The 9,643-nt window shown below is 73.0% G+C and carries 11 protein-coding genes; 3 read left to right on the top strand and 8 right to left on the bottom strand.

The genetic code is table 11. The annotated features are described in order from the left end of the window. From E1264_RS34775 to E1264_RS34745, 8 genes are all read right to left on the bottom strand, one after another. Positions 1-665, bottom strand: a 665-nt coding sequence (locus tag E1264_RS34775; RefSeq protein ID WP_132180446.1) for a hypothetical protein, incomplete at its 3' end; no start/stop codon positions are given. Between the two features lie 87 nt (positions 666-752). Then, on the bottom strand, positions 753-905 hold the full coding sequence (locus E1264_RS43980) for a hypothetical protein (protein WP_165964538.1): 153 nt from the start codon (positions 903-905) through the stop codon (positions 753-755). Between the two features lie 303 nt (positions 906-1,208). Beyond that, positions 1,209-1,979: a DUF1707 domain-containing protein gene (locus E1264_RS34770; protein ID WP_243711347.1), complete on the bottom strand. Its 771-nt coding sequence runs from the start codon at positions 1,977-1,979 to the stop codon at positions 1,209-1,211. 148 nt (positions 1,980-2,127) lie between these two features. After that, the gene (locus tag E1264_RS34765) at positions 2,128-3,084 is read right to left on the bottom strand and encodes an ABC transporter permease (RefSeq protein WP_132180444.1); all 957 of its coding nucleotides are present in this window, start codon (positions 3,082-3,084) and stop codon (positions 2,128-2,130) included. Further along, on the bottom strand, positions 3,081-4,562 hold the full coding sequence (locus E1264_RS34760; protein ID WP_132180442.1) for a sugar ABC transporter ATP-binding protein: 1,482 nt from the start codon (positions 4,560-4,562) through the stop codon (positions 3,081-3,083). The genes E1264_RS34765 and E1264_RS34760 overlap by 4 nt, the downstream gene beginning before the upstream one ends. A 4-nt stretch (positions 4,563-4,566) precedes the next feature. Beyond that, on the bottom strand, positions 4,567-5,562 hold the full coding sequence (locus E1264_RS34755; RefSeq protein WP_207936623.1) for a sugar ABC transporter substrate-binding protein: 996 nt from the start codon (positions 5,560-5,562) through the stop codon (positions 4,567-4,569). Further along, entirely contained in the window at positions 5,559-6,359 is an 801-nt protein-coding gene (locus E1264_RS34750; protein ID WP_132180440.1) for an SAM-dependent methyltransferase, read from the bottom strand. Before E1264_RS34750 ends, E1264_RS34755 begins: the two co-directional genes overlap by 4 nt. Positions 6,360-6,487: 128 nt before the next feature. Next, complete coding sequence (locus E1264_RS34745; RefSeq protein ID WP_132180438.1) at positions 6,488-7,282, bottom strand: SAM-dependent methyltransferase; 795 nt, start codon at positions 7,280-7,282, stop codon at positions 6,488-6,490. Positions 7,283-7,487: 205 nt separating this feature from the next. Here E1264_RS34745 and E1264_RS34740 point away from each other — a divergent pair, with 205 nt between their 5' ends. Genes E1264_RS34740 through E1264_RS34730 form a run of 3 tightly spaced genes read left to right on the top strand, consistent with a single transcriptional unit; the run spans position 7,488 to position 9,609 of the window. After that, complete coding sequence (locus tag E1264_RS34740) at positions 7,488-8,357, top strand: hypothetical protein (RefSeq protein ID WP_132180436.1); 870 nt, start codon at positions 7,488-7,490, stop codon at positions 8,355-8,357. 58 nt (positions 8,358-8,415) lie between these two features. After that, positions 8,416-8,964, top strand: a complete 549-nt coding sequence (locus tag E1264_RS34735; RefSeq protein WP_132180434.1) for a DUF4262 domain-containing protein — start codon at positions 8,416-8,418, stop codon at positions 8,962-8,964. 39 nt (positions 8,965-9,003) lie between these two features. Further along, positions 9,004-9,609, top strand: coding sequence for a GNAT family N-acetyltransferase (locus E1264_RS34730; RefSeq protein WP_132180432.1), 606 nt, complete (start codon positions 9,004-9,006; stop codon positions 9,607-9,609). Positions 9,610-9,643 lie beyond the last annotated feature (34 nt).

Genomic DNA, 9,643 nt, shown 5'->3' with positions numbered 1-9,643 from the left:
GAGGTGGGGGCGAGCCGTGAATAGCCGGCGGCGGTGAGGGCGATCTGCGGGTTGTTGTCGCCGTTGGCGGTCGGGACGACCGCCACCAGGCCGCGCTCCTCGGCCAGCGACACCAGCGTCGACATGAACTTCGGGCGGGCCGTGAACGTCCCGACCTGCTTCTGGAATCGCGGATCGCACGCGGAGAGGTGCTTTCGCAGGTCGGTCATCCGCGACTGCCCGGACGCCGCGCCAATCGCCCGGACCAGCGTGTTGACGGCGTCCTCCCGCTTCATCCAGCCGTCGTCCCAGTCGAGGCGCTCGCCGCCGGCCGTCGGGGGCGCGAACGTGCCCAGATGGATGAATTCGACGCCGCCGTGAATGGTGTCGAGCATCTCCGCGACGCTTTTCACGCTGCCGCGAAACGACGCCACCGAGATTCCGACACCGGATTCCCGCGCGAGCCCCACCCGCTCGTGGACGGCCGCCGTGACCGCCGCGTCGTCGACCGTCCCGGAGAGTTCGGTCCAAATGTGGCCGTCGGTGCCGGCGGGCCTGGCCTGACCCGGCACCACGATGTATTCGGTCTTCGCGGGGGGCGGGCCCTCATGGGCGGCGTTGAACGCCTCCAGGATCGCGGCCTCGGTTCCCGCGTGCGCGCGCGTCAGATCAATGAGCCTGTACATCTCGTCTCGTCTCCCTGTTAACGCTGGGGACCTCATCATCGAAGAGTGAGGTCCCCAGCGGAAGTAAGTGAGCGGGCCGCCCGTTGGCTAGCCCCGCTTGAGCAGTGCCCACTTCAGGAAAGCGCCGACGCTGACGCCCAGCAGCAGACCCACGGTCTGCGCGGGAAAGATCGTCGCTGTCACGGCTGTTCCGGTGAGCACCACCGCACAGATCAGGAACTCGGTCTCTCGGTCCATCATCGCCTCTAACGTGTCGTTCTCGGGCGACTCGAACTGGGACGGCGACTTCCTGGCGGACTTCGACTTCAGACGAGAACTGTGAAACTGGATGACTACGACGTCGACTGGCGACTGAGAATGGATGACTGACGACTGGGAGACTCGAGACTGGGACTCAGAACTGCGACTGCTCGACTGCGACTGCAGGACTCGGACGCGGACTGGTCAACTCAGACTGGAGAGGCAGCGCGAACGCTGCCGCACGCCGATTGTACCTTCCCGGCGGTCGCCACGCCACACATGCGCGGCGCGGACCGGCGGCGGTCAGGTGCGGTCGCGCCACCAGGAGGCGATGGCGCGGCGGACGGGGGCGTGGTGCTCGTCGTCGACGATCTTGACGTCGCCCATCACGGCGTGCGCGGTGACGTGGACGACGGGCACGCGGGCGCCGGGCAGCGGGTCGCGGACGGCGACCTTGCGGCCGCCCAGGAAGTTGTGGCCGGTCACCTCGACCCGGACCCCGTCCGGAACGATGATCTTGATGTCGCCCATCACGGCGTGCGCGGTGACGCTGACCTCGCCGGTGGGGACCTGCGCGCCGCGCAGGTCGAGCTCGACGTCGCCCATCACCGACACGGCCTCCAGCGGCCCGTCGATGCGGCCGACGATGCGTTCCTTGCAGTCGCCCATGACGGCGCTGAACTTGCGCTTGACCTGCAGCGGCGCGGGGTTGGCGCCGGGCGCGCCCATGCCGGGCAGGTCGGCGGTGATGTCCTCCAGGTCGCCGCGGGTGACGGCGGCGTAGGCGGCCTCGGTCCGCTCGGTGAGCTCCTCGAAGGTGAGCCGTCCCTCGACGGAGGCGATCCGCAGCCGCTCGACGACGGCCTCCCGCTCGGCGTCGGACGCGCGGATCGTCTCGGGCGACCGGGTCGCCTCGGGCACGCGGATCGCGTCGGACGCCGCCGTGAGATCGCCGGGCGCCGCCGCGAGCTCGTCGCGGGGGGCGGCGACGGGCCGGTCGGGGCGCAGGTCCTGCCGCCCGTCCCGCGGGCGTCCCGGGGACGGCCGCTCCGGCTGCGGACTGGACTGACTCATGATTCCGAAGGTATGCCCCTGGTGACCGTGGGCAATCCGCCGCGCGGACGAGATCGTCCCACCACTTCAGGAGGATGGACGCCCGGCCAGGCTACCGGCAGGATCGTGCCTTGCCCGAAAGGGGTCCCCGCGAAGGGCTCCGGGGCCTTCATCGGGCGGGCGATCCGGCCGCCGGGCGGCGCAGGAGGCGGTCGACGGTGACGGCGGCCAGGATGAGCAGTCCCTCGATCACCTGCTTGTAGGTGGGGTCCCAGCCGAGCAGGTTGAACCCGTTGGAGATGAGCGTCAGGATCAGCACGCCCGCGAGGCAGCGCCACACGGCGCCCTCGCCGCCGAGAATGCTCGTCCCGCCGATGACGACCGCGGCGATCGCGGTCAGTTCGAGGAGCGAGCCGAGACCGGCCTGGGCGGAACCGGCGCGGGTCGCCATGACCAGGCCCGCCGTCCCGGCGCACGCGCCGCTGACGGCGAAGACGGCGACCCGGACGGGCGCGATCCTGATGCCCGACAGCCGCGCCGCCTCGGCGTTGCCTCCGACGGCGTAGACGGCCCGGCCGAACGTCGTCGCGGCGAGCAGGACCCAGCAGGCGGCGGCGACGCCCGCGAGGACCAGCGTCGGGACGGTGATCCCGCCGAGCACGGAAGGCAGGCTCAGCGCCTGGAACGCGTCGAGCCGGCCGGCGGGCGGGTAGACGATGGCGCCCCCGGTGATGACGACCGCGAGGCCCCGGTAGACGATGCTGAGCGCCAGCGTCGCGATGAACGAGTGCACGCGCGACAGCGCGACGACGAGCCCGGTCACGATGCCCATCAGCGTCCCGGTGGCGACGCCCGCCGCGTATCCGGCGGGCACCCCGGCGGACTCGGTCACCAGCACCGCGACGACCGCGCTGACCGCCAGCACGGCGCTCACCGACAGGTCGAACACGCCGCAGACGATGCACAGCGTCATGCCGCACGCCAGCAGCCCGACGACGACGGCCTGGTCGAGGACGTTGACCAGGTTGCCCTTCGTGAGGAACGTGCCGGTCGACAGGGACAGCGCGGCGGCGAGACCGGCGAGCGCCACGACGATCCCGTGGTCCCGGACGGCCGCGTACCTCATCGCAGGCCCGCCGCCACCAGGACGTCCTCGGCGCTCGTGCCCCGGGGGAACTCGCCCGCGACGCGGCCGTCCCCCATCACCAGGACGCGGTGCGCGAGCCCGAGCACCTCCTCGACCTCCGAGGAGGCCATGAGCACGCCGACGCCCCGCGCCGCCAGACCGGCGATCAGGCGGTGGATCTGGACCTTGGCGGCGACGTCGACGCCGCGGGTCGGCTCGTCCACCAGCAGCACGCGCGGCGACCGGACGAGCCACTTGCCGAACACCGACCGCTGCTGGTTGCCGCCCGACAGCGTCCACGCGGGACGGTCGAGGCCCGCGCCGCGGATGCCGAGCGTCTCCGCCGCGCCTCCCACGGCACGGCGCTCCGCGCGGCGCCGCACGAACCCGAGGCGGCGCCGGTCCGGCAGGCTGGCGAGGGCCAGGTTCTCGGCGGCGGACCGGACGAGGACGAGCCCCTGCTCGGCGCGCGACTCCGGCACGAGCCCGGCGCCGAGCGCCATCGCGTGCGACGGCGCCCGCCCGGTGACCCGGCGGCCGGTGATCGTCACCTCGCCTCCGTCCGGGCGGTCGGCGCCGAAGGCGAGGCGCAGCGTCTCCGTCCGGCCGCTGCCGACGAGCCCGGCCAGCCCGACGATCTCCCCGGCCCGCACGTCCAGGCTGACGCCGCGCACCGCCGTCCCGCGCGACAGCCCGCGCACGGCCAGCACGACGGGGGCGCCCTCCGGGACGGGCGCGGGTTCGGGGTACAGCATCTCGACGGGGCGTCCGACCATGGCGCGCAGCAGGCCCGCGGCCGTGAGGCCGGCGGCGGGGGCGGTGGTGACGTGCCGCCCGTCGCGCAGGACGGTGACCGTGTCGCAGGAGTTGAGGACCTCGTCCAGCCGGTGCGAGATGAGGACGATCGCGATGCCGTCGCGGTCGGCGAGGTCGCGGGCCAGGCGGAGCAGGCGCTCGGCGGCGGGCCCGGGCAGCAGCGCGGTCGGCTCGTCGAGGGCGATCAGGCGGGCGCCGCGGGCCAGCGCGCGCAGGATCTCGATCTGCTGGCGGTGCACGAGCGGCAGGTCGCCCGCGCGGGCGGACGGGTCCAGCGCGAACCCCGTCCGGTCGAGGAGGGCGGCGAGGCGGTGGCGGTCCCCCGCCGGGTCGCGCAGGCCATGGCGACGGGCCCTGGCGCCGAGGAAGACGTTGTCGGCCACGCTGAGGCCGGGGACGATCGCGCCCTCCTGCGTGACGAGCGCGAGCCCGTGCCGCAGCGCGTCGCGCGGTGAGCGGATCGCGGCGGGCTCGCCGTCCACGGCGACGCGCCCGGAGTCGGCCGGGACGGCGCCGCACAGGATCCGCGCGAGCGTGCTCTTCCCCGCGCCGTTCTCGCCGACGAGGCCGTGCACCCGCCCGCCGCGCAGGGTCAGCGAGACGTCGTGCAGGACGGTGGTCCCGCCGTAGCTCTTGCGGATGCCTTCGAGCGCGACGTCCACGCCGCTACTCGTCGTACTCGCCGGTGACCCCGGACGAGACGATCAGGTCCTTGGTGAGCGTTCCGCCGTTCGGCGCGAGGGACGATATCTCGGTCGTCACCGGGACGCCCTTGCCGCTCGCCTTCGCCAACCCCAGCTCGGCGGCCTTCGCCCCGGCCGTCCGGACCGGCAGGTACGGGATGCCGAACCAGCGCCCCTCGCGCACGGCGGTCACCGCCTGCCGGGACGCGCCGTTGCCGACGTAGAGGATGTCCTTGCCCTTCGCCACGCCCTCGGCGCCGAACAGCGCCTGCGACGACCCGATGACAACGTCGACGTCGGGATGGGACTGGAGCAGGTCCTGCATCGCCTTGCGGCCGGAGTCACGGGTGTAGCCGCCCTCGATCTGCGCGACGACCTCCACGCCCTCGGCGGCCTTCAGGGAGCCGACGACCGCCTTCGTGCGCGCGTTGTCGAGCGGCAGCGTCTTCAGGCCCTCCAGGTAGGCGACCTTGCAGGGCTTGGCCTTGCTCGCCTGGCACGCGCCGACGCCGAGGACGCCCAGCTGCCCGCCGTTCTGCACCGGGACGTCCACCAGCGAGATCACGCCCGGCACCTGCGGCTCGGCGGTGTCGTAGCGCGTCCCGACGGGCGTGAACTGGACGACGACCGCGATCCCGCTCCGGACCGCCTGCCGCACGGCGGGCACGACCGCGGTCCCGTCATTGGCCTGGAGGACGAAGACACCGAAACGCTTGGACGTGATCGCGTCCTGGAGCTGGCGGATCTGCGTCTGCGCGTCGAAGCCGGCATCGAAGAACTCCGCCTTCCCGCCCGCCTTCGCCGCCTGCTCCTTCACGCCCTCGAACGTGGCCTGCGAGAACGAGTTGGCCTTCGCGAACCCGAAGAACGCGATGCTCTTGGCGTCCCCGCCGCCGGACGGGCCGGAGCCGCCGCCGTCGGTGCACGCCGCGAGCGCGAGGAGAAGACCCGCTACGGCGACCACGCCCAGCCTTTTCACGGTTTCCGCCCCACTCCCACGTAGAACCACTCCCCGCCGGGACGCTCCCGGTCGAGGTCACTCTCGGGCCGCCATTCGTTGACGACCGTGACGCCCGGGTCCAGCACCTCGAACCCGTCGAAGAACCTGGAGATCGCGGCGTGGCCGCGGTGGATCAGGGGCGCGGTGGCGCCGTCGTAGACCTCCCTGGCCGCCGCGCCCGCCTCCGGATGGGCGTCGTCGGTCAGGTGCGACACGATCAGATGGCTGCCCGGCGCCATCCGCTCGGCGAACGTCCGGACGACGCCCCACGGGTCCTCGTCGTCGGTCAGGCAGTGCAGGACGGCGACGAACAGCACCGCGACCGGCTCCGCGAAGTCGATCAGCTCCAGCACATCGGGGTGCGCGAGGATCGCGCGCGGCGTGCGGATGTCCTCACGGACGACGTTCGTGGTCGCGTCGATGGCCTTCAGCGCGCGGGCGTGGGCGAGGACCACCGGGTCGTAGTCGACGTAGACGACGCGCGAGCCGGGCGCCTCCCGCTGGGCGACCTCGTGCACGTTGTCCTGGGTCGGCAGCCCGGTGCCGAGGTCGAGGAACTGCCTGATCCCGTCCCGGGCGGCGAGCCGGACGGCGCGGCCGAGGAACCTCCGGTTGGCGACGCAGATGTCCCGGCTCGGCCCCAGCGCCATGATCTTCTCGGCGGCCTCCCGGTCGGCCGGGTAGTTGTCCTTGCCGCCGAGGTAGTAGTCGTACATCCGAGCCGCATTGGGCGTGTTCGCGTCGAAGTCGTACGGCGCGAATTCCGCTTGTGACACCAATGCCCCTTACACGGCGATTGTCAGCTGACAGCCGCCGAGTATGAGCCGCGAAGATCGCAAAGCGATAACTCTGTGATGATCATCCGGATCTCCGGCTTTCCGGAAACCGAATCAGCGGATTTCGGTCAGGGCTTTCGGCCCACGGCGCCGTAGGCGTCGACCGGCGGGGCCTCCCCGTCCGGCCGCCACGCGGTGATCGGCACGAGCCCCGGCTCGACCAGTTCGAGCCCCTCGAAGCACCGCGCGAGCTGCTCGGGGGCGCGCAGGACGTAGGGGGCGCCGCCGCACTCGACGAGCCGCTCCGCGCCGACGACGACCTCCGGGCCGGTGTCGGTCCCGTCCCACAGCACCAGATGGCTCCCGGACGGCGTCGCCTCCATCATCCGCCCGACGATGGCGCGCACCACCTCCAGGTCGGGCTCGTAGCCGAGCACGCCCATGAACATGACCGCGACGGGCTCGCGGACGTCCACCACCGTCCCGGCCTCGGCGACGATCCGGTCCGGGTCGTGGTAGTCGGCGTGCACGTACGCGGTCGTGCCCTCCGCCGTGGTGCTGCCGAGCAGCGCGCGGGCGTGCACCAGCACCAGCGGGTCGTTGTCGACGTAGACGATCCTCGCCTCGGGCACGATGCCCTGCGCGACCTCGTGCGTGTTCTGCTTGGCCGGCAGCCCGGTCCCGATGTCGATGAACTGGCGGACGCCGCACTCGCGCGCGAGGAAGGTCACGGTGCGCACGAGGAACCGCCGCGACTGCCGCGCCATCGTGGCGATCTCCGGATACACCGCGGCCACCGCGTCGCCGGCGGCGCGGTCGGACGCGTAATTGTCCCGGCCGCCCATCCAGTAGTTCCATATCCGCGCAGCGTGCGGCACGTCGCCGTTGACGGCAGAGGGCTCCACCGCGTTGCGGTCGGCCATGCAATTCCCTTTCCGGGGCTGGAGGACGGGCGTCGAGCGGAGCTCGTCCGTTGAATGGCGGTGGGTGGGGGCTGGAGGACGGTGATCGTGTTCGGTCGCTCAACGTACTGGGTCGGAGAACCCACCGACACCGGAACGAGACGCGCGTGCGACCTCGCCCGGTCAGGCTGGACGGCGAGCATCCGTCCAGCATCGGAGGTCCGGGGTGTCGGTTCGACGGCTCGCCGCGCTCGGCGCGGTGCTGCTGGCGGTCGCCGTGCTCGCCGGATGCGCCGGAGGCGGAGGCGGCGGCCCCGCCCCGCCGCAGCGGGCCTGGTTCCGCGTCGAGATCCTGCCGGACGGCGGCGCGCGGCTCGACCTCCACGCGGCGGGACGGCTGCGGTCGGACGCCGACGTCCGCGCCCTGGCCCGCCAGATCGCCGGCGCGGCGTTCCCCGGCGCGCGGGACGTCCGGGTGCGCACCGAGCACGATCGCGGCATGCCGTTCGCCCGCGCCGAGATCGACCGCGCGTACCGGACGGGACGCGGCGCCTCCCTGCGGATCGACACGGCCGGCGCGCTGCGGCTGCTCCGCGCGCGAGGGTTCAGCGACACGTCCATGAGGCTGCGGCTGCCGTCCGTGCCGTCCACCGTGGAGACGGACGGGACGCCGACCGGCCGACGGACCTGGCGGCTCCGCGCGGCCGGCAGGCCGCCGGTCGTGAGCGTCGAGATGCGTCCCAGCCCGGCGCGCTGGTTCGCGCTGCTCGTGCTGCCGGTGCTGGGCGCGGCAGGGGTCGGGCTGGGCTTCTTCGTCCGGCGCCGGATCTTCGCGCTCCCCGCCGCCGGTGTCGCCGTCGCCGCGGCGCTCGCCGCGGTCGTCCTGCCCACGGGACGGCAGGGCGACAACCTCGGCGTCGCGGGCCTGCTCGGCGGGACGGAGCTGGAGGTCGCCACCGTCGCGCCGCTCGCGGCCGTGCCGCTCGGGCTGCCCGCCGCGATGCTGCTGGCGGCGGTGGCCGCCCGCGGCCTCGCCCGGCCGGGCGTCCCCGCAGCCCACGAGGCCCGGCCGCGCGACACGGGGGTGTTCTGGTGACCCGGCGGATCGGGGAGTGGAGCAATACCGATCGTCGACAGATCGTAAACTGAAGGTCATGTCCGACGGCCGCTCCCCGTGCACCTGTGTCATCTGCAATGACTACGGTGACCGCGACCGCTTGGACAACTTCCAGCTCCGCACCATCGTGCACATCACGGAGTACGGGTGGAGCGTCGTCCTCGTCCATCCCGACGACGCCGGGCCCGGCTGGGCGTACACGATCGGCCTGTGGCACAGCCACGGCGCGCCCGAACTCGCCATGTTCGGCGGCGACGTGTACGAGATGGAGGAGTCGCTCAACACGCTCGGCCGGCAGACCGCCGACGGGCGGGTCCCGGCGGACGGCGACCGCCGCGACGGAATCGTCCGCGGGCAGCCCGCCGCGTTCCGGGAGGTCGACCCGCACTGGTACGACGGGCTGTTCGGCGGCGCGGTGGCGTTCTACCGGCGCCCGCCGCTGCCGATGCTGCAGGTCGTCTGGCCCAACCCGGAGGGCCTGTTCCCCTGGCAGCCCGGCACCGACCTGCCGTTCCGGCACTCCCAGCCGTGGCTGTGGCTCACCCCGAAGCAGCATGCGCGCAATGTCTGGACACGGCGGCTCTGACCGGCCCCGATCCGGCGCCGGGGGCCTACGATCGGCGGAGTGTACGGGACGCTCTCCGAGCCGATCCGGACCCAGCGCCTCGTCCTGGAGCCGCTGGCCGTCGAGCACGCCGACGAGATGGCGCCCGTGCTGGACGATCCGCGCCTGCACCGCCACATCGGCGGCGAGCCGCTCACCCTGGCCGAGCTGCGCGCCCGGTACGAGCACCTCGTCGCCGGGCCCGCGCCCTACCACCAGGAGTACTGGCTGAACTGGATCGTCCGGCGGGTCCGCGACGGGCGGGCGATCGGGTACGTCCAGGCGACCGTCGCCCCCGCGCCGCCCGGTTTCACGGTGACGCCCGCGTCCGCCGGTTCGACCGTGACGCCGGGCCCGCCGCGCAGCATCGCGTCGATGGCCTGGGTCATCGGGATGCCGTACCAGGGGTTCGGGTTCGCGACCGAGGCCGCCCGCGCGCTGCTCGACTGGCTGCTGGGGCACGGCGTCCGTGATGTCGTCGCGACCGTCCACCCGGAGAACTACGCGTCGGAGGCCGTCGCGGCCAAGATCGGGTTACGGCCCACCGGCGAGACCACCGACGACGGCGAAACAGTCTGGCGCCTGCCGCACACTGGGTGGTGGGTGGAGGACGAGGCGTCGAGCTAGCTCGTGCGTTGGATGGCGGTGGGTGGTGGGTGGA

Source organism: Actinomadura sp. KC216 (assembly GCF_004348535.1).
Lineage (GTDB): Bacteria > Actinomycetota > Actinomycetes > Streptosporangiales > Streptosporangiaceae > Spirillospora.
This window is presented reverse-complemented; position numbering and strand designations above follow the sequence as displayed.